Origin of the sequence: Nonomuraea sp. NPDC049480, from assembly GCF_044465905.1 — a bacterium.
Taxonomy (GTDB): Bacteria; Actinomycetota; Actinomycetes; order Streptosporangiales; family Streptosporangiaceae; genus Nonomuraea.
The window spans coordinates 104,621-122,959 of record NZ_JBITMD010000029.1; the positions used below are offsets into that span (position 1 = coordinate 104,621).

The following is an 18,339-nucleotide window of genomic DNA, read 5'->3' on the forward strand; positions in this document are numbered from 1 at the left end:
CTTGCCGTACAGATCTCGGCCGTGGATCGTGCCCGAGTGTACTCAGTCGGGGGCGGTCATGCGGAGCGACCGCGTCACTCGGGCAGGTCCACGCGGAGTGACACCGCACCCCGCAGGTCCAGCCACGCCGTGCCGGGGCCGCGGACCAGCCGGAGCACCACCTCCTCGCAACCCGGGCAGCGGGCCACCAGGCCGGGCTCGGGGCCGTACACGTGGAGGGAGGCGACCGGACCGGTCAGTCCGCAGCTCGCGCAGCGGCCGGTGGCGGCGGTGACGTCCAGGGCGAAGATCTCGCCGAGCGGTCCCGCCAGGGCGTTGCCGTCCAGGTGTTCTGCGGTCATGTCAACCTCCGGTCGGGCCGAATCGTTCGGTTCTGATCCGCGCCGGCGCGTGCCCGAGCGCCAGCAGCAGGTCGGCGGCCGCCTCCACGAAGCCGGTCGGCCCGCACACGTAGCAGTCGGGCGCGAAGTCGGCAGGCCAGCCGCCCTCGGCCAGGTCGGCCGGCGTGATCCGGCCGGCGGGGCGGGCCGCACCGGCCGGCGCGGCCCTGGTGTAGAGGTAGCTGACGTCGAGCCCCGGCTCGGGCCGCCGCAACTCGGCGGCGTAGTAGCGGCGGTCCTGGTCGCGGAGCGAGTAGAGCAGGCGGAACGGCACCCGGCTGCCCGCCTGCCGGCGCGCCCTGATCATCGCCATCAGCGGCGCGATCCCGGAGCCGCCGCCGACCAGCAGCACCGGCGCCTTGCCGTCGGGCCTCCAGACGAACCAGCCGCCCACCGGCCCGCGGATCTCGACCTGGTCGCCCGGCTCGATCACCTCGGTCAGGTACGGCGACACCTCCCCGTCGGGCACGGTCTCCACGGTCAGCTCGACCAGGTCGCCGTCGGCGGGCGCGGACAGCGAGTAGCTGCGCTGGGCGGTGTAGCCGTCGTCGGCCGTCAGCCGCACGTCCACGTGCTGCCCCGCCAGGTGCCCCGGCCAGCCGGGCACCTCGAAGACCAGCGTGCGGGCGGTGGCGGTCTCGGTGCGGACCTCGCGCAGGCGGGCGGCCTGCCAGGTCAATCGGCGGCGCACCTCAGTCGCCCTCGTAGCGCTGCTCGCGCCAGGGGTCGCCGTAGTTGTGGTATCCGGCGGTCTCCCAGAAGCCGGGCCAGTCCTCGTTGAGCAGCCGGATGCCGCGCACCCATTTGGCGGACTTCCAGAGGTAGAGGTGCGGCACGAGCAGCCGGGCCGGGCCGCCGTGCTGAGGCTCCAGCTCCTCGCCGTCGAAGCGGTGCACGATCCACGCCTTGCCGTCGAGCAGGTCCTCCAGCGGCAGGTTCGTGGTGTAGCCGCCGTAGGAGTGGACCTGCGCGTACTCGGCGGCGGTCTCGACGTCCTCGAAGAGCACGTCCAGGGAGACGCCCTCCCAGGTGGTGTCCAACTTGGACCATTTGGTGACGCAGTGGATGTCCACCGTCGGCGTCTCAGTGGGGAGGGCGGTGAACTCCTGCCACGACCAGCGGTGGGTCTGCTCCGCCTCGGTGTCGATGGCGAACTCCCAGCGGTCGAGCGGCACCCGCGGCGTCGGTCCCGCCGACAGCACAGGGAAGTCCTCGACCAAATACTGCCCAGGTGGCAGGCGGTCGTCGTCCTGCCTGCGCCGGCCGCGGAAACCGCGCGAAATGATGCTCACGTCTCATTCCACCACGCGATCAGCCGCGCCGCGGGGTGACGAGGCCGGATTCGTACGCGAACACCACAAGCTGGGCGCGGTCGCGGGCCCCCAGCTTGGTCATCGCCCTGCTGACGTGCGTCTTCGCGGTGGTCGGGCTGATCACCATGTGGGCGGCGATCTCGTCGTTGGACAGGCCGCGGGCCACCAGCGCGGTGACCTCGCGCTCGCGGTTGGTCAGCACGTCGAGCCCTCTTGGCGCCGGCTCGGGGCGGCGGGCGACGTACTCGCCGATCAGGCGGCGGGTGATCGCGGGGGAGAGCAGCGCGTCGCCGCGGGCCGCGACCCTGACGCCCTGCAGCAGGTCGGCGGGCTCGGTGTCCTTGACCATGAAGCCGCAGGCGCCGGCGCGGAGTGCGTTGAAGACGTACTCGTCGAGGCCGTAGTTGGTGAGGATCACGACATGGACGCCGCTCAGCCGCTCGTCGGCGGCGATCCGCCGGGTCGCCTCGATGCCGTCCATCACCGGCATCTGGATGTCGACGAGCGCGACGTCCGGCACGTGCTCGACGGCGCGCGCGACGCACTGCTCGCCGTTCGCCGCCTCCGCCACCACCTCGATGTCGTCCTCGGTCTCCAGCAGGGCGCGGAAGCCGCCGCGAATGAGCGCCTGGTCGTCCACGAGCAGCACGCGGATCACGATGGTTCTCCTAGGGGAAGCTCGGCGCGTACGGTGAAGCCGCCCTCGGGACGGGGCTCGGCCCGCAGCCGGCCGCCGAGCGCCGCTACGCGCTCCCGCATGCCGAGCAGACCTGTGCCGGGCACGGGTGGCGCGTCCGCGGCGGCTTTGCCGTCGTCGTCCACCTGCACGACCAGTTCATCGCCCGCGTAGTCGATGCGCACCGCCGCGGCGGCCCCGCCGGCGTGCCTGGAGACGTTGGTGAGCGCCTCCTGGACGATCCGGTACGCGGCCCGGTCCACTTCGGCCGGCAGCTCCCGCCGAGTGCCGGAGATCGTCACCGTGGCCAGCAACCCGGTCGAGCGGGCCCGCTCCACCAGGTCGTCGAGCCGGTCGAGGCCGCTGGCGGGGGCCTCGACGTCGGAGTCGCGCAGCACCTCCAGCGTGGCGCGCAGCTCGCGCATGGCGTCGCTGCTGGCCTCCTGGATGGCCAGCAGCGCCGCGGGCACCTCCTCGCCGCGCTTGCGCGCGAGGTGGACCGCCACCCCGGCCTGGACTTTGATGATCGAGATGCTGTGCGTGAGCGAGTCGTGCAGCTCTCTGGCGATGCGCAGCCGCTCCTCGCCCGCGCGGCGCAGGGCCACCTCCTCGCGGGTGCGCTCGGCCTCGGCGGCACGCTGCTCGGCCTGCTCCAGGTACGCCTGCCGATGCCGGGTCACCGTCGCCACCACGCCGGCCGCCAGAAACCAGCCGACCATCAGTGTGGTGTTCTGGAGATTCTGCCCGTCCCCGTCGGTGCTGGGCAGGTTCGCCAGCAGGCCGGCGCTCAGGAACGCCGCGCCCGCCAGCGCCGCGGCCAGCCGATGGCCGGCCCGGACCGCGGCGAACACCGACACCAGCACGGGAAAGGCGGCCGGCGGGCCCGGCTGGATGTGCGCCGCGACCGCGAGCATGCAGACGGTGCTGACGATCAGCGACACCAGGGGCGCCCGCCGCCAGGCGACGAGCGCGAGCGAGCCGATGAGGACGGCCGCGAGGTCCAGGGCGCCCGCGCGCGGCGTGTCGAACACGATGACCGACAGCAGGACGGCCACCACCGCGGCGAGGAGGCCGTCCATGGCGAGCGGCCGCCACCGGTCCAGATAGCTCATCCCTGCAGATTAGGGTCTTTTCCGGCGGCGATCCTCCGCAGGAGGGCGTATTCCATCGCTACTTCCGGCGTAGTAGGTCGCGCCGATTCTGCTTCGGGGGCTGAGGGCGAGGAGCATCCCCCCGCACGACGACTACTGACCTGCTGGAAGACCAGCATGTCGGGCTATGGACCAGTTCCGCTACGTACGCCCGGTGCCGCCCAAAGCGGCGACCGGACGGATCGCCCAGGTCTACGCGCAGACCGCCGACGAGTTCGGCCTGGCGCGCCTGCCGGTCTTCCTGACCCTGTCGCCGTCGGCGGAGGTGCTGGCGGCGACCTGGGTCATGCTGCGCGAGTCGCTCCTCACCGGGGACGCCTCGCGCACCGCCAAGGAGGTCGTGGCGCTGGGCGTGTCGATGGCCAACAGGTGCCCGTTCTGCGTGGCCGCGCACACGACGCTGCTGCACGCGACCGGCGACCACCGGCTGGCGGAGATCATCGCCGCCGGAGGCACGCCGGACGATCCCGCCCACGCCCGGCTGCTGGCCTGGGCGAAGGAGCGGGGCGCGGTGCCGGAGCCGTTCGCGGCCGAGTACATCGGCACCGCGCTGATCTTCCACTTCATCAACCGCATGGCCTCGGCCCTGCTCACCGAGAACCTGTTCCCGGGGGACCTGCAGAAGTTCCGCCTGGTCAGAAGGGTGGGCGGCAGGATGCTGGCCGGCGCCGTACGCCGGCGGCTGCGTCCAGGCGCGAGCCTGCCCCTGGTGGCGGACCTGGCCGGGCGCCCCGAGCCCGCCTGGGCGGCCGGGACCCCGATCGGCGTCGCCTACGCCGCGCTCAGGACCGCGGCGGGGGACGGCGGCACGCTGCTCGGGCGCTCCGCCCGCGCCGCCGTCACCGAAGCCGTGGCCGCCTGGGACGGCTCGCATCCCCCCATGGGTGACGCCTGGCTGGGCGGGCTGCCCGAGGAGGATCGGGCGGGCGCCAGGCTGGCCCTGCTCACGGCGCTCGCGCCGTACCGCGTGACCGACGCCGACGTGGCCACCTGGCGCGGCGGCTCCAGGACCGACGAGGACCTGGTACGGCTCTGCGCGTTCGGCGCGATCACGGCCACGGAACGCGCCGAGGCCCTCATCACCCGGACACTCGCTGGAGAACGATCATGATCGCACACCAGACCGCAGCCCCCACGTCCTGGACCATGCACGCGCTCCGCGCCGTGGTGATCCTGCACGTCGTCGCGTTCCTGTTCCAGGCCGTGACGGCGGGAATGTTGCTGTCCGCACCCGGCGGCCGGGCGCTGCACACGCTCTCGGGCGGCGTCCTGATCGTCATCGGCCTCTTGCACCTGGTGGTCGCGATCCTGGTGTGGCGCCCGGGTGGCGGGTCGCCGCGGTTCATCGCCGTGGCCGCGTTGTTGCTGGCGTTCACGGTCCTGGCGGCGATCCTCGGCATGGCGGGTGTGAAGATCGCTCACCTGCCGCTCGGGGTGCTGCTGTTCGGCGGCGGCGTCGCGCAGCTCGGCCGCGTGCTCTCGTGGCCGGGCACGGCGTGAACCCGAACCGGCGCGACGTGCTGCGCCTGCTCGGGCTGGGTGCGGTGGCGGCGTCCGGGGTGTCGGGCTGCTCGCTGCTCGCCGGCACCCCGCAGCCGCAGTTGCTGGCCGGCGCGGCGCCGCCGCCCAAGCCGTACGCGGTGCCGCTGCCCGTCCCCGAGGTGGCCAAGCCGGTGCGGAGCGCGGGCGGGGCCGACTACTACGAGCTGGTCGAGCGGGCGGCCGAAGTGGAGGTGCTACCCGGGCTTCGGACCCCGATATGGGGATATGGCGGTCAGTTCCCGGGGCCGACCATTGTGGCCCGCAGCGGTCGCCGTACGGTCGTGAAGCTGATCAACCAGCTCGGCGCGCCGACCGTGCTGCACCTGCACGGCGGGCACACGCCGCCGGAGTCCGACGGCTACCCGACGGACCTGGTGGCGCCAGGGGCTTCGCGCGAGTACACGTTCCCGCTGGAGCAGCGGGCCGCCACGCTCTGGTACCACGACCACCGGATGGACTACACCGGCCCGCAGGTCTGGCGTGGGCTGGCCGGGATGTTCCTGGTGCGGGACGCCGAGGAGGAGGCGCTGCCGCTGCCCGCCGGGGAGCGCGACGTGCCGCTGCTGATCTGCGACCGGTCGTTCGGGGCCGACGGCACCCTGCTGTATCCGGCGCTGGGCGACCGGCCGGGGGTGCGGGAGGCGTACATGGGAGGCGTGCTCGGCGACGTGATCCTGGTGAACGGGGCGCCGTGGCCGGAACTGCGGGTGGCCAGGGCGCGGTACCGGCTGCGGTTGTGCAACGGGTCCAACGCGCGCGCGTACGAGCTGTCCACCGGCGGTCCGATGATCCAGATCGGGAGCGACGGCGGGCTGCTGGGCGTGCCGCGTACGGTGCGGCAGGTCCGGCTGTCCCCGGGCGAGCGGGCCGACGTGGTCGTGGACTTCGCCGCGTACCAGGTGGGTCAGCACGTGGAGCTGCGGAATCTGGCGGGGGAGGGCGCGCAGGCGCGGGTGATGAGGTTCGCGGTGGACCGGGACGAAGGCGCCGACGACTCGGCCGTGCCGCCGCGGCTGTCCACCGTCGAGGCGCTCGATCCCGGCAGGGCGGCCGTGACGCGGGACTTCGAGTTCAGCAGCGGCAGCATGCACGGCGGCACCGGCTGGCTGATCAACGGCCGGCCGTTCGACCCGAAGCGGATGGAGGCCAGGCCCAGGCTCGGCGACGTCGAGGTGTGGCGGCTGACCAGCGACGTCGCCCACCCGGTGCACCTGCACCTCGACCAGTTCCAGGTGCTGTCGGTCAACGGCGAGCGGCCCGCGGGGCCGCCGGAGTGGAAGGACACCGTCGAGCTGCGCGACGCCCAGACCGTCGAGATCGTCACCCGGTTCACCGACTACCGCGGCCAGTACGTGCTGCACTGCCACAACCTCGAACACGAGGACATGGCGATGATGGCGAGTTTCGAAGTCGTATGAAGGAGAGCGACATGTCCATCGATCTGACGGAGCGTTTCCACGCCTTCCTGACCGAGATGCCTCATGAGCTGGGACTAGGGGAGGAGGACGCCGCCGCCGTGGTCGACCGTTACTACGTGCCGGAGATCGAGTACTGGAACGACGGCATCCTCCTCGACCGCCGGCGCCTGATCGACCACGCGAAACCGGCGCGCAAGAACGGGGTGAGCGTGCGGATAGAGGTGCACGAAAGCCTCGTGGGCGACGCCGTGGCCGCGGCCCGCTACACGTTGCACGCGGTCATGCGCAAAGGCAAGTCGATCACGATGGAGATCCACCTGTTCGCCCGGTACGCCCCCGACGGGCGCATTCGCCGGGTCGACTCGATCACCCGGACGGTGCCACCGGGCGCATGATCACAGGCGGTCAGAACGCGGCCAGACGTACGCCAGGTCGTCCGGCTCGTCGTCGCCGAACACCGGCCGGTAGAAGCCCGGGTCCTTGCGCAACAACGCGGAGCGGTGGCTGCGGTGCAGGGCCTCGTCGCCGAGCCAGGGCGGCAGCTCGGCGGCCGCGGCCAGCTCCGGCTGACGGCGTACAGTCGCGGTGCCGCGGAGCTGCGCAACCTCCCACGTGATCGTGGCGGCGCAGGTGTCGGGACGTCCTGCCGAACGCCACCGGTCGCACACCTCCAGGCCGTAGCGCACCAGGGCCTCTTCGTAGCCGGCCCACATCTTCACGACCGGGTGGTGGCGCCAGCCGTACCCGGGGACGGTGAGAGCGCGCAGGATCTGCAGGACTTCGACCCGCTGTTTGCCCAGCCTGCGCGGGTCCAGGACCGCCGCCGTGGCGGCGAAATCCGGATAAGGAAGGAAGGTCTGCATCGGTCACCCCCGTTGACGTGCTCCTTCCCACGGACCGTATGGACCGCCCGCCGGGCGGCGCTCACAATCAGGTCATGGGAGACGAGTACGTCGGCGCCAGGACGCCGCGACGGGAAGACGCCAGACTGCTGACCGGCAGAAGCAGGTATGCCGCGAACGTCCGCCTGCCGGGCGCCGCCTACGCCTGCGTCGTCCGCAGCCCCATCCCGCACGGCCGGCTGCTCGGCTGCGACGCCAAGGCGGCCTGGGCGGTCGAGGGCGTGCTCGACGTGATCACCCCGGCCGACGCGCCCGACCTGCGGCTGCCCTGCGTCAACATCGCAGCGGGCCAGCGGATGACGTCGTACCGGGCCCTGGACGAGGCGATCAGGTACGCGGGCCAGCCCCTCGCCGTCGTCGTCGCCCGCACGCCCGAGGCCGCCGAGGACGCCGCCGGCCTGGTGGACCTGGAGCTCCACGAGTTGCCCGCCGTGGTCGGCACGGAGCGGGCGCTGGCGGGCGACGCCCCGCTGCTCTACCCGGACTGGGGCACCAACGTGCTCACCGACTTCACGCTCGGCGACGCCGACTGCGCGGCCGCCGTCGAGGGCGCCGAGCACGTCGTGGAGATGACGTTCAGGATGGGCCGCGTCTCGCCGTACCCGATCGAGCCGCGCGGCGTGGTGGCCTCCTACACCGACGAGGAGCTGGTCGTCCACTGCTCCACCCAGGCGCCGCACCACGTGCGCGAGCACCTGGCGGACGCGTTCGGGCTGTCCCACGACCGGGTACGCGTGATCGCCGCCGACACGGGAGGCGGGTTCGGCGGCAAGGACCACGTCTACCCCGACGAGGCGCTCGTCTGCCTGGCCGCGATGCGCCTGGGCCGCCCGGTGAGCTGGACCGAGTCTCCCGGCGACCGCCTGCTGGCCACGCTGCCCGCGCGGGCGGCCGTGCACCGGGGACGGCTGGCGCTGGACGGCGACGGGCGGTTCGTGGCGCTGCAGGCGGACATCATCAGCGACATCGGCGCCCACCCGTCGAACTCCGGGGCCTCGACGGCCGCGGTCGCGGCCACGCTGCTGCCGGGACCGTACCGGTTCGACCGGGTCGCGGTACGCGTGCGCGGCGTGGTCACCACCACCACGCCGACCGGCTCGTACCGCGGTTTCGGACAGCCCGAGGGCACGCTGACCAGGGAGCGGCTGATCGACGAGGCGGCACGCAGGCTGGGGATCGACCGGGTCGAGCTGCGGCTGCGCAACCTGCTCGGGCCGGACGAACTGCCGTGCACGACCCGCGTCTACCAGCGCTACGACTCCGGCGACTACCCGCGCGCCCTGCGGACCCTCCGCCACCTGGCCATGCCCGTGGAGGAGGACGACGGACGCAGGCGCGGAATCGGCTACTCCTGCCACGTGGAGTCCACCGGCTTGGGGCCGTCGATGGATCTCAAGGCCATCGGCATGCTGGCCGGCGGATACGAGACGGCCGTCCTGCGCATGGAGCAGGACGCGTCCGTGGTCGTGTCGGCCGGGGTGGTGTCGATCGGGCAGGGCATCGAGACGGCGCTGGCCCAGCTCGCGGCCGACCGGGTGGGGGTGCCCACCGAACGGGTGCGGGTGGTGCTGGGGGACACGGCGGCGACGCCGTACTCGTCGATCGGGTCGGTGGCCAGCCGCGCGCTGGTGGTCGGCGGCGGGGCGCTCACCCAGGCCGCCACCCGGCTGCGCGACAAGCTCGTGGCCATCGCGGCCCATCGGCTGGAGGCCGCGCCCGCCGACCTGGAGATCTCCGACGGCGCGGTACGCGTGACGGGCGACCCGCAGGCGTCCGTGACGCTGCGCGAGCTGGCCACGTCCGCGTGGCGCGGCTGGGACCTGCCCGAAGGGATGCCGCCCGGGCTGGAGGAACGGGTCAGCTACGACCCGGCCCAGTACACCTTCGCCTACGGCGCCCACGCGGCGGCCGTGGCCGTCGACCCGGAGACGGGCGCGGTCGAGGTGGAGCGTTACTGGGTGGTCAACGACGCCGGCGTGCTGGTGAACCCGGCGGTGGTGGAGGGCCAGATCCACGGCGGCGTGGCGCAGGGCATCGGGGAGGCGCTGACCGAGGAGATCGTCTACACCGCCGACGGCCAGCCGATCATCGACTACCTGCTACCGACCACGCGGGAGATCCCGGACATCGAGGTCGTGATGCTGGAGACGCCCTCGCCGGTCACGCCCGGCGGCATGAAGGGCGTCGGCGAGGCGGGCACGATCGGCCCGCCGGCCGCCATCGCCAACGCGGTCGCCGCCGCCCTCCCGGAGATCGCCGACCGGATCACGGACGTCCCCCTGACCCCGTCGGTCGTGTGGTCCCTCCTGTCGAGGCCCTGACGGAGTCCGGTCGGAACACTCGCTCAACCGCCTCGTCGGCACCATGGGACAGGTCCTGGCCAAAGTCGGAGGAAAATTTTCGCTGAAGATTTGACCCGAATGGGCTTCTCGTGCGTACACGTTTCGACAGCCGCGAACGTTCATCGCTTACGAAAGAGAAGCCATGACGACCACGCTTCGATCGGCTCACCGGAGCAGGAAGCAGTACGTGTGGCCGCTGCGCGAGGACGCCCAGACGGTCGGTCACGCACGAACTGTCATTCGCAGGGAATTGTCGGCCATCCCCCTTTCCGCCGACCTGGTGGACGACGCCGTGCTCATGGTGAGCGAATTGGTGACAAATGCCTTCATGTACGGCGACGGCCCCTACGAACTGATGCTCCACGTGGACACCAAAGAGATCATCTGCGTCGTCGTGGACGCCAGCCCGATCCTGCCCACCATGGCGGCTCCCGACCTCGCCGCCGAGCACGGGCGCGGCCTGCGCATCATCGCCCGGCTCTCCGACGGTTTCTACGGCTGTCACCCCCAGCGCTACCTCACCCAGCCGGACCGGGTCGGCAAGGCCACCTGGTTCGCCCTGCCCCGCCACGGCGGCGCCCGGTGCAACGTGGTGCCGATCAGATCCGGAACATAACCGCATATTCGCCCAGAAGTCAGGAATTCCGGAAAGATCACGTATAGGGTGGCAGCCGCAAGCCGGGATGATCTTCGTCGCGTGACGGAACCCGGCCGTTCTGGAGGCTGAGTTTGTCCAACTGGAACCTGCGCACCGGTGCGGCGATCGCGTCGCTCACCCTGGCCGCCACCGCGCTCGCGGGCGGCACCGCGGCCGCCGCCGACGAGCCGAAGGTCTACTACGTGGACTCCGTCAACGGCAGCGACGCGGCGGCGGGCACGTCGCCCGAGACCGCGTGGAAGACCCTCACCAAGGCGTCCACGGCGCCCCTGGTCGCGGGCGGCAAGCTGCTGCTGGCCCGCGGCAGCACCTGGCGGGGGCAGCAGTTGAGCGTCACCGCCTCGGGCAGCGCGGAGGCGCCGATCGTGGTCGACTCCTACGGCACGGGCACCGCCCGGCCGGTGATCGCCCAGCACGACGAGGCCTGCGTGAGCCTCGAGGGCTCGCACATCGAGGTCTACAACCTGCAGATCGGCCTGACCACGGCCGGCGCGCGCTGCACGTGGGCCGGAGTCAAGGTCATCGGCAACGACAACGTCATCGAGCGCAACTACATCACCGGTGCCGCCGCCGGCGTCTTCATCGAGAAGAAGGTCCTCTACACGGCGGTGACGGCCAACGAGTTCGTCGACAACAACTTCATGAGCAAGCTCACCCCGACAGAGGAGAACGACAACGACGACTCGGGCGCGTTCGCGATCCTCGTCCACGGCGACCAGTCCAACATCGGCTGGAACGAGATCCGCGGCTCCGAGGCCTTCAGCTACGACTACGGCAGGGACGGCGCGGCCGTGGAGATCTTCCTCGGCTCGGGCAACCGCATCCATCACAACATCGCGATGGACAACGAGACCTTCACCGAACTGGGCACCAGCCAGAACCTCGAACCGGACGGCAGCCCGATGGACCCCGACGGGACTTCGGGCAACGTCTTCGAATACAACGTGATCGGCGGTCCGCTGACCCAGACCGGCATGGTCACCAGAGGTCCGCACGAGCCCGGCGAGGAGGAGCCGGAAGTGAACGGCCCCGTCCTCGGCACGGTTTTCCGCAACAACACCATGCTTCTCACCCATGAGATGGCGCAGGGCGTCGTCTGCGACGCGGGCTGCACCAACGCCCACCTGTCGATGTCGCAGAACATCATCCAGGCCGTGAAGAAGACCGCCTACGGCCCGCAGGTGACCGACAGCCACCACAACGTGTTCTACGGCGCCGACCAGCACCAGATGGGCGGCACGAACAACGTCGAGGCCGACCCGAAGTTCGACCTGGCCAACTCCCAGCACCCGCTGAGCCTGCGGGCCGGCAGTCCGGCCATCGACCTCGGCGTGACGCGGTTCAGCGACGACGATGTGACCGGCCGGGCCATCGACGGGAGCGACGGGCCGGTGGACGCCGGGGCGTACGAATTCGACAAATGACAACCGCTACCGGATCACGCGGTACGTCAGGTGGGTGACGAGGCCGGCGCCCGGGGCGTCGCTGATCTGTTCGAGGGCAATGCCCCCGACGCCGTCGAACAGCCGCTCGCCCCGCCGGCGGCCTCGCGCGCCCTCACCGGGGAGTCGGAGCCGTCTGCCGGTCCTCTACACGCAGGCCGAAAATCTTTAGTTGTGGGCGGCGGCTGAGGCGCGGCGGACGGAGGCCAGGACGAGCAGGCCCGCGACCAGGCCGATCAGGGCGCTCGCGCGGTAGACGTCGTTCAGTGCCGCGTACGACCCCGTCCCGTCCCGGTACAGCAGGCCGAGCGCCGCGATGCCGAGGGCGTACCCGAGCTGTCTGACCGTGTTGACCGTCCCGGCGGCCATGCCGGCCCGCGGCGGCGGGGCGAAGGTCATGGCGGCGGAGCTGAGCGAAGGGACGGCCAGGCCCACGCCGATGCCGGTCACCACCAGGCCGGGCGCCAGCGTGGTCCAGGATGACTGCGAGTCCAGCATGCCCTGCAGGAACGCGCCCGCCGCGATCAGCAGCAGCCCACCGCCGACGGCGACACGCGGGGACAGCTGGGGGAACAACCGGGAAGCCGCCACCGCGACGACCAGTGACGTGACCGCCATCGGCGACAGCGCCACCCCCGTCAGCACGGGACCGAGCCCCAGATCCGCCTGCAACCAGAGCGAGGTGAAGGCCAGGCAGGCGAACGCGGCCGGCATGAGCAGCCCCGCTCCCGCCATGATCCCGCTGAACGACCGGTCGGCGAACAGCCGCAGGTCCAGCATCGGCCGGGCGCTCCGCGTCTCGACGACGAGGAACGCCACGAGCGCCACGGCGGCCGCGCCCAGCGCCACCAGCGTCCGCGCCGCCGCCCACCCGTGCTGCCCGGCCTCGATCAGCCCGTACGTGAGCGCCCCCGCCGCCACCGTGAACGTGACCATGCCCGCCCAGTCCAGCCGCCCCCCGCCGGGCAGGCGCGACTCCTTGACGGCACGAACGGTCAGCCATGCGGCGGCCAGGCTGATGGGCAGGTTCACCAGGAAGATGGCCCGCCAGTGCAGGTGCTCGGTGATGAGGCCGCCGAGCACGGGCGCGATGGCAGCGGCGGCCCCGTTGACGCCGCCCCACACGCCGAACGCGATGCCGCGCCGCCTGCCGTGGTAGGTGGCGCTGATGAGGGCGAGGGTGGTGGCCATCATGGCCGCGCCGCCCACGCCCTGCACCACGCGGGCCGCCAGCAGCACACGCCCGTCGGGCGCCAGCCCGCAGGCGAGCGAGGCCAGCGCGAACGCGCCCAGCGCCACCAGGTAGACCTTGCGCCGCCCGGCGTGGTCGGCGAAGGACCCGGCGGCGAGCAGCAGGGCGGCCAGGGCGAGCGCGTAGCCGTCGAACAGCCACTGCGCGTCGGTGAACGACATGTGGAGGTCGGTGGTGATCTGGGGCAGGGCGACCATGACGATGGTCACGTCGACGAGCAGCATGAAGGCGCCCAGGCAGGCGGCCACCAAGGGCTGCCAGCTCGCGGTCGTCTCGGGGATTCGCGTTTGGGTCATGGCGACCAGGTTCAGCGCCTGCTGCGGGTATTCGCCAGAAGAATCGCTTGTTATGGCGGAATCCCGTACGGGATAGCCTGTGCTGATGGAAAGCATCGTGCTCGACGAGGTGGACCGAGGGCTGATGCACGCCCTGCAGGTGGACGGCCGGGCCTCGTTCAGCCGCATCGGCGAGGTGCTCGGCGTGTCCGACCAGCGGGTGGCGCGCCGCTACCGGCGGCTGCGTTCCACCGGCAGGCTGCGCGTGGTCGGGGTCGTGGACGGGCGGCGGCTCGGTTACGAGAACTGGTCGATGAGGCTGCGCTGCACCCCCGACGCCGCGGTCGCGATCGCCGAGGCGCTCGGACGGCGCTCCGACACGTTCTGGGTGCACCTGCTGTCCGGCGGCACCGAGATCTCCTGCGGCACGCTCCAGCGCACGGCCAGGGAACGCGAGTCGCTGCTGCTGGACAAGCTCGCGCGGACCAACCGGGTGTTGTCGGTGACGGCTCACCGGACCCTGCACACGTTCGTCGGCGGGCGGGTCGGCTGGGCCGGGCTGGCCGCGCTCTCGCCCGACCAGGTGGCGAGGCTGGCCGCCGGACGGGTGTACGCCAGGAACGACTCCGAAAGCGAGCCGGTCGTGCTGGGCCAGGAGGACGAGGCGCTGATCGAGGCGCTGTCGCGGGACGGCAGGGCGGGCTACGCCGACCTGGCGGCGGTGACCGGCTGGTCGGAGTCCACGGTCAGGCGCCGCATGGAGCATCTCTGCGCGGTGGGCGCGCTGTTCTTCGACATGGACGTGTTGCCCACGACGCTGGGCTATCAGGTGGAGGCGCAGTTGTGGATGTCGGTGCCGCCGGCCGAGTTGCACGCGACAGGGCGGGCGCTGGCCGGGCATCCGGAGGTCGCGTTCGCGGGTGCGACGACGGGCCCGAACAACCTGACGGCCAGCGTCGTGTGCCGTGACGACGCCGCGTTCTACCGCTACATGACCGAGAGCCTGGGTGCGCTGCCCGCGATCAGGCACATCGAGACCGCGCCGATCATCAGGACCATCAAGCGGGCAGGGGCCGTACTCCCGCTGTGACCCGATAATCGACGTGTGCACCGGCGATCGTTCCTCCGGCTCGGCGGCGTGACCGCGGCAGGCGTGGCCGGGGCGCTGGCCCAGGTGGAGGCCGCCCACACGCCCGACGACTCCTTCGTGCGATTACGCCGCCGGTGGCGGGAGGTCAGCGCGGGCTCCGGATACGACCCGGTCGCGGAGCCGTACCGGACCTGGCTGGCGGGGGCGGGCCGGGCGGCCGCCCGCTACCGCGACACGATGGCCCCCGCCCCCACCTCGCTCTGGCCGGACCAGGCCTTCCCTTCGTTCGTGGCGACGCCGCGGCGGTTGCGGGCCATGGCGCACGCGTACGTGCTGGAGGGGACCGGCCTGACAGGCGACCCGGGCCTGGCGGCGGTCGTCGCCGCGGGGATCGACCACTACCGGCGGCACGTGTACGCGGCCGGCGCCGACCCGGCGGGCAACTGGTGGCACTGGCAGATCGGCGTGCCGAAGGCGCTGCTCGACGCGGCCGTGCTGATCGGCCTCGACGAGCGGCGCAGCGCGGCCCTGCGGGACGCGGTGGACCACTTCGTCCCTGGACGCCGCCTCGGTGCCTACAGCGGCACCAGCACCGGCGCCAACCGCGTGGACCTGTGCCTGGTGATGTTGCTGCGGGCCATGCTCAGGTCCGATCCGGGCAAGGCGGACCTGGCGGTCTCGGCGCTGTCCCCGGTGTTCCGCTACGTCGGCGAAGGCGATGGGTTCTACCGGGACGGGTCGTTCATCCAGCACACCTACGTGCCCTACCAGGGCGCGTACGGCGTGACGCTGCTGTCGGGGCTGGCCACGATGTTCGCGGTGCTGCGCGGCTCGCCGTGGGAGGTGATCCACCCGATCGTGTTCGACGCGGTGGAGCGGTCGTTCGCGCCGTTCGTACGCGACGGGGCGTGCATGGACCTGGTACGCGGGCGCGGGGTCGGCCGCAGGCCCTTCGGCGACCACGAGAAGGGCCGCGAGATCGCCGCCGCGATCCTGCTGCTCGGTGACGTGGCACCGGTGGCGCAGCGGGCCCGCTGGCACGCCATGGTCAAGGGCTGGGCGGCGCGGAACACGTACCGGCCGATGCTGGAGCACGCCGAGCCCGCCTTCCACGCCCGCCTGGTGGCGATCACGGATGACGCCGCCGTCCCGGCCGCGCCCGAGCCGGTCGGGCACCGGCTGCTGCCGATGAGCGCCCGGGCCGTGCACCGGCGGCCGGGCTGGTGCGCGGCGCTCAGCATGGCCTCCCACCGGATCGGCCACTACGAGCACGGCAACGGCGAGAATCCGCGCGGCTGGCACACCGGCTCGGGAATGCTCTACTGGTGGGCCGGCGGCCACGGCGACCAGTACTCCGACTCCTTCTGGACCACCGTGGACCCCTACCGTCTGCCCGGCACGACCGTCTCCACCTGGCGGCTGCCCGACGGCGCGGGGGAGGGCTGGGGCGACACGTGTCCGCCCTGGCGGTGGGTGGGCGGGGCCACCGACGGCCGTTACGCTGCGGTCGGCCAGCACCTCACCGGCCTCGAAAGCACGATGGAGGCCTTCAAGTCGTGGTTCTTCCTGGACGACGCCGTCGTCTGCCTGGGCGCCGGGATCACGGCCGAGGACGGGGCACGCGTCGAGACGATCGTGGACAACCGCAGGACCGACGCCCCGCTCACCGTCGAGGCGGGCTGGGCCCACCTCGACGGCCACGGCGGCTACGTGATCCAGGGCCCTTTCCACACACTGCGGGAACGCCGCACCGGCGGCGGCACGGCCCGCGACTACGTGACGCTCTGGCTGGACCACGGCGTGGATCCCCGCTCGGCCGGCTACGTCTACCTGCTGCTTCCGGGGGCGAGCCGGGCGGAGACGCGCGCCAGGGCCGCCGACCCCGGCTGGCTGCGCGTGATGGCCAACTCCGCCCGGCTGCAGGCCGTCCACGTGCCGTCGCTGGACATCACGGCGGCGAACTTCTGGGCCGCCGGAGCCGCCGGCGACCTGGCCGCCTCCGCCCCCTGCGCGGTGCTGGCGCGTGAGCACGGCGACGGCACGGCGACGCTCACCGTGTCGGACCCCCGGTGCGACCTTGACGAGCTGGCCGTGACCTGGGAGCGGCCGGTGGCCGAGGTGCTCGGCGGCGACGCCCTCGTGACCGGCTCCACGTTCACGTTCCGGGGGCTTGCCGAGCAGGAGGGTGCCTCGATCACGCTGAATCTACGGCTGCGCTAGCTCTTGGGGCGCTTGCCCAGCGTGTCGCTCCAGCCCAGTTGCTCCAGCGCCACCCGCAGGGTCGGCAGACCCTTCTCCACGATCTCGTACTGCAGCAGCTCGGCCGTCTCACCGTCGATGATCAACCGCATTGTGAGCGCGTCAGCCGTGGACGCGGAGAGAGCGACCCCTGTGCGCCCCAGCACGTCCTTGGCCTGCCCGTCCGAGGTGATGCCCGGCTGCTCGGCCAGCACCTTGAACAGGGCGGAACGGGTGGCCGGCTGGAGCGGCGCGGTCATCAGGTCCACGCCGGTCTGCCACAGGTAGATGCTCCTGTCGATGCGCGACGCGTGCGGTCTGCGCTTCTGGAGCGCGTCCAGCTCGCGCTTCAGCGCGTCCTCGGTGGTAGGCAGCTCCGACAGGTTCTGGAGCGTGAGGCTGGGGTTGTCGACCGACAGCATCCGCTCCTCGTCGTCGACGCGGGTCCTGGTCAGCTTGTTCAGTAGCTCGGGCGAGCCGGCCGCCTTCCAGGCCGCCTCGTCCTCGGGGGAACCGAACGAGACACCCCCGTCGTGGGTCACTGTCCTGCCGGGTTCGCCCTGCTTCAAGGTGCGCCAAGACTCGTACGTTAGAGCCCTGTACACCAGGTACGGAAGCTGCTGCTGCTTCTTGAGCTCCGCGACCTTCCGCTCGAACTCCTTCCTCTCCGCGTCGAGCCGCTCCGGATCGCCCTTGAGCTCCTTCTCCTTCTGCGCATAGGCATCCATCAGGGGCTTGAGCCTCGCCATGTACTCGCTCGGCACTTCGTCCATTTTCAGGACGACGCGCTCGCGCACGTACCAGTAGCGGCCGGACGCGGCCGGCTCGCGCATCGCGGTCGAGGCCGCCGCCAGCAGGAACGAACGGGCGGTCCCCGGCTGGGCGGCGACCGGCGGCGTGCTCTTACGGCTCTCCCCGCTCTCGCCGCCTGAGACCACGATCACGGTTGCGGCCGCCGCGGCGAGTCCGGCGGCCATCGTGCCCGCCATCAGCAGGAACGGCCGCCGGGAGCGGCGGCCCGGGGCGCGCGGGGTCGTGAAGGCGCGGGCCAGGTCGGCCGAGCGGCGCCGGTGGTACGCCTCCTCGGTCAGCTCGTCCAGTGCCGCCGGCTTGAGCTCGGCGAACCTGCGGTCGGTCATGCCATCCTCCGGGTGGGGTGCTGCGGGCCGAACACGCCCGTGTGGAGCGCCTGGTTCAGGCGCTTGCGGGCGCGGTGCAGCCTGACGTTGTACGCGCGGACCGAACAGCCCATGACGGTGGCCGCCTGCTCGGGCGGCAGGCCGTACCAGGTGGCGAACACCATCGCCTCCACGTCCTGCTCCGGCAGGGCCGACAGCGCGGACAGGGCGGTGTCCCTGTCGATGACGTGCTCGGCGACGTCACCGGCGGCCTGTTCCCGGTGGAGTGCCGCTATCCGGTCGACCAGGGCCTGCCGCCGGTGGCGGGAGTCACGCTGCTTGGCCAGCAGGTTGCGGGCCACCCCGAGCAGCCACGGCAGCGGCGGCTCCGGCAGCTCGTCGAGCCGCCGCCACGCGACCAGGAACGTCTCACTGGAGACGTCCTCGGCCGCGCCGCGTTCGGCCCGCAGCAGGGCGTAGCCCAGCACGCTGCGGTAATGCCGGTCGTAGATGTCGGTGAATCGTTCTTCGGGATCGTCCAC

General features: G+C 72.0%; 18 protein-coding genes. 9 read left to right on the plus strand and 9 right to left on the minus strand.

What is annotated here, in order from left to right; translation table 11 throughout:
- Window positions 1–74: 74 nt before the first annotated feature.
- From ACIBX3_RS50325 to ACIBX3_RS50345, 5 genes are read right to left on the minus strand one after another with little or no spacing between them, the layout of a single operon-like run.
- On the minus strand, window positions 75–341 hold the full coding sequence (locus tag ACIBX3_RS50325) for a DUF6510 family protein (protein WP_397127853.1): 267 nt from the start codon (window positions 339–341) through the stop codon (window positions 75–77).
- 1 nt (window position 342) lies between these two features.
- Window positions 343–1,071 (minus strand): ferredoxin reductase, encoded by a 729-nt coding sequence (locus ACIBX3_RS50330; protein ID WP_397127854.1) that lies wholly within the window; start codon window positions 1,069–1,071, stop codon window positions 343–345.
- Between the two features lies 1 nt (window position 1,072).
- On the minus strand, window positions 1,073–1,672 hold the full coding sequence (locus tag ACIBX3_RS50335) for a sulfite oxidase-like oxidoreductase (protein WP_397127855.1): 600 nt from the start codon (window positions 1,670–1,672) through the stop codon (window positions 1,073–1,075).
- A gap of 19 nt (window positions 1,673–1,691) precedes the next feature.
- The gene (locus ACIBX3_RS50340; RefSeq protein WP_397127856.1) at window positions 1,692–2,351 is read right to left on the minus strand and encodes a response regulator; all 660 of its coding nucleotides are present in this window, start codon (window positions 2,349–2,351) and stop codon (window positions 1,692–1,694) included.
- Window positions 2,348–3,481, minus strand: a complete 1,134-nt coding sequence (locus tag ACIBX3_RS50345) for a sensor histidine kinase (RefSeq protein ID WP_397127857.1) — start codon at window positions 3,479–3,481, stop codon at window positions 2,348–2,350. Before ACIBX3_RS50345 ends, ACIBX3_RS50340 begins: the two co-directional genes overlap by 4 nt.
- Window positions 3,482–3,647: 166 nt before the next feature.
- Here ACIBX3_RS50345 and ACIBX3_RS50350 point away from each other — a divergent pair, with 166 nt between their 5' ends.
- The 4 genes from ACIBX3_RS50350 to ACIBX3_RS50365 are packed head-to-tail and all read left to right on the plus strand — an operon-like array spanning window position 3,648 to window position 6,875.
- On the plus strand, window positions 3,648–4,631 hold the full coding sequence (locus tag ACIBX3_RS50350) for a carboxymuconolactone decarboxylase family protein (protein ID WP_397127858.1): 984 nt from the start codon (window positions 3,648–3,650) through the stop codon (window positions 4,629–4,631).
- Window positions 4,628–5,020, plus strand: coding sequence for a hypothetical protein (locus tag ACIBX3_RS50355; protein WP_397127859.1), 393 nt, complete (start codon window positions 4,628–4,630; stop codon window positions 5,018–5,020). Before ACIBX3_RS50350 ends, ACIBX3_RS50355 begins: the two co-directional genes overlap by 4 nt.
- Window positions 5,002–6,480, plus strand: a complete 1,479-nt coding sequence (locus tag ACIBX3_RS50360) for a multicopper oxidase domain-containing protein (RefSeq protein WP_397127860.1) — start codon at window positions 5,002–5,004, stop codon at window positions 6,478–6,480. The genes ACIBX3_RS50355 and ACIBX3_RS50360 overlap by 19 nt, the downstream gene beginning before the upstream one ends.
- Window positions 6,481–6,491: 11 nt before the next feature.
- A complete protein-coding gene (locus ACIBX3_RS50365; RefSeq protein WP_397127861.1) occupies window positions 6,492–6,875 on the plus strand; it encodes a nuclear transport factor 2 family protein in 384 nt (127 codons plus the stop codon).
- On the opposite strand, the gene ACIBX3_RS50370 is transcribed toward ACIBX3_RS50365, so the two are convergent.
- Window positions 6,876–7,343 carry an MSMEG_6728 family protein gene (locus tag ACIBX3_RS50370; RefSeq protein ID WP_397127862.1) on the minus strand — a complete coding sequence of 156 codons (468 nt, stop codon included), beginning with the start codon at window positions 7,341–7,343 and terminating at the stop codon, window positions 6,876–6,878.
- Window positions 7,344–7,417: 74 nt separating this feature from the next.
- On the opposite strand from ACIBX3_RS50370, the gene ACIBX3_RS50375 reads away from it, so the two are divergent.
- The 3 genes from ACIBX3_RS50375 to ACIBX3_RS50385 all read left to right on the plus strand — a co-directional run bounded on the left by ACIBX3_RS50375 (window position 7,418) and on the right by ACIBX3_RS50385 (window position 11,806).
- The gene (locus tag ACIBX3_RS50375; RefSeq protein ID WP_397127863.1) at window positions 7,418–9,703 is read left to right on the plus strand and encodes a xanthine dehydrogenase family protein molybdopterin-binding subunit; all 2,286 of its coding nucleotides are present in this window, start codon (window positions 7,418–7,420) and stop codon (window positions 9,701–9,703) included.
- 163 nt (window positions 9,704–9,866) lie between these two features.
- A complete protein-coding gene (locus ACIBX3_RS50380) occupies window positions 9,867–10,340 on the plus strand; it encodes an ATP-binding protein (protein WP_397127864.1) in 474 nt (157 codons plus the stop codon).
- Between the two features lie 113 nt (window positions 10,341–10,453).
- Entirely contained in the window at window positions 10,454–11,806 is a 1,353-nt protein-coding gene (locus tag ACIBX3_RS50385; RefSeq protein WP_397127865.1) for a hypothetical protein, read from the plus strand.
- A gap of 186 nt (window positions 11,807–11,992) precedes the next feature.
- On the opposite strand, the gene ACIBX3_RS50390 is transcribed toward ACIBX3_RS50385, so the two are convergent.
- Window positions 11,993–13,372, minus strand: coding sequence for an MFS transporter (locus ACIBX3_RS50390; protein WP_397127866.1), 1,380 nt, complete (start codon window positions 13,370–13,372; stop codon window positions 11,993–11,995).
- Between the two features lie 85 nt (window positions 13,373–13,457).
- Between ACIBX3_RS50390 and ACIBX3_RS50395 the strand changes: the two genes are divergently transcribed.
- Window positions 13,458–14,441 carry an Lrp/AsnC family transcriptional regulator gene (locus ACIBX3_RS50395; protein ID WP_397127867.1) on the plus strand — a complete coding sequence of 328 codons (984 nt, stop codon included), beginning with the start codon at window positions 13,458–13,460 and terminating at the stop codon, window positions 14,439–14,441.
- Window positions 14,442–14,456: 15 nt separating this feature from the next.
- Complete coding sequence (locus tag ACIBX3_RS50400) at window positions 14,457–16,661, plus strand: polysaccharide lyase 8 family protein (protein ID WP_397127868.1); 2,205 nt, start codon at window positions 14,457–14,459, stop codon at window positions 16,659–16,661.
- Here ACIBX3_RS50400 and ACIBX3_RS50405 read toward each other — a convergent pair.
- Both ACIBX3_RS50405 and ACIBX3_RS50410 read right to left on the minus strand, forming a co-directional pair.
- Window positions 16,658–17,818: a CU044_5270 family protein gene (locus tag ACIBX3_RS50405; protein WP_397127869.1), complete on the minus strand. Its 1,161-nt coding sequence runs from the start codon at window positions 17,816–17,818 to the stop codon at window positions 16,658–16,660. The two genes, ACIBX3_RS50400 and ACIBX3_RS50405, sit on opposite strands and share 4 nt — an antisense overlap.
- Complete coding sequence (locus ACIBX3_RS50410) at window positions 17,815–18,339, minus strand: RNA polymerase sigma factor (protein ID WP_397127870.1); 525 nt, start codon at window positions 18,337–18,339, stop codon at window positions 17,815–17,817. Before ACIBX3_RS50410 ends, ACIBX3_RS50405 begins: the two co-directional genes overlap by 4 nt.

Excerpts from the sequence above, each read along its gene's own strand:
- ACIBX3_RS50325 (WP_397127853.1), bottom strand. The coding sequence starts at position 341 with ATGACCGCAGAACACCTGGACGGCAACGCCCTGGCGGGACCGCTCGGC.
- ACIBX3_RS50345 (WP_397127857.1), bottom strand. The coding sequence starts at position 3,481 with ATGAGCTATCTGGACCGGTGGCGGCCGCTCGCCATGGACGGCCTCCTC.
- ACIBX3_RS50350 (WP_397127858.1), top strand. The coding sequence starts at position 3,648 with ATGGACCAGTTCCGCTACGTACGCCCGGTGCCGCCCAAAGCGGCGACC.
- ACIBX3_RS50355 (WP_397127859.1), top strand. The coding sequence starts at position 4,628 with ATGATCGCACACCAGACCGCAGCCCCCACGTCCTGGACCATGCACGCG.
- ACIBX3_RS50365 (WP_397127861.1), top strand. The coding sequence starts at position 6,492 with ATGTCCATCGATCTGACGGAGCGTTTCCACGCCTTCCTGACCGAGATG.
- ACIBX3_RS50370 (WP_397127862.1), bottom strand. The coding sequence starts at position 7,343 with ATGCAGACCTTCCTTCCTTATCCGGATTTCGCCGCCACGGCGGCGGTC.
- ACIBX3_RS50375 (WP_397127863.1), top strand. The coding sequence starts at position 7,418 with ATGGGAGACGAGTACGTCGGCGCCAGGACGCCGCGACGGGAAGACGCC.
- ACIBX3_RS50380 (WP_397127864.1), top strand. The coding sequence starts at position 9,867 with ATGACGACCACGCTTCGATCGGCTCACCGGAGCAGGAAGCAGTACGTG.
- ACIBX3_RS50390 (WP_397127866.1), bottom strand. The coding sequence starts at position 13,372 with ATGACCCAAACGCGAATCCCCGAGACGACCGCGAGCTGGCAGCCCTTG.
- ACIBX3_RS50395 (WP_397127867.1), top strand. The coding sequence starts at position 13,458 with ATGGAAAGCATCGTGCTCGACGAGGTGGACCGAGGGCTGATGCACGCC.
- ACIBX3_RS50405 (WP_397127869.1), bottom strand. The coding sequence starts at position 17,818 with ATGACCGACCGCAGGTTCGCCGAGCTCAAGCCGGCGGCACTGGACGAG.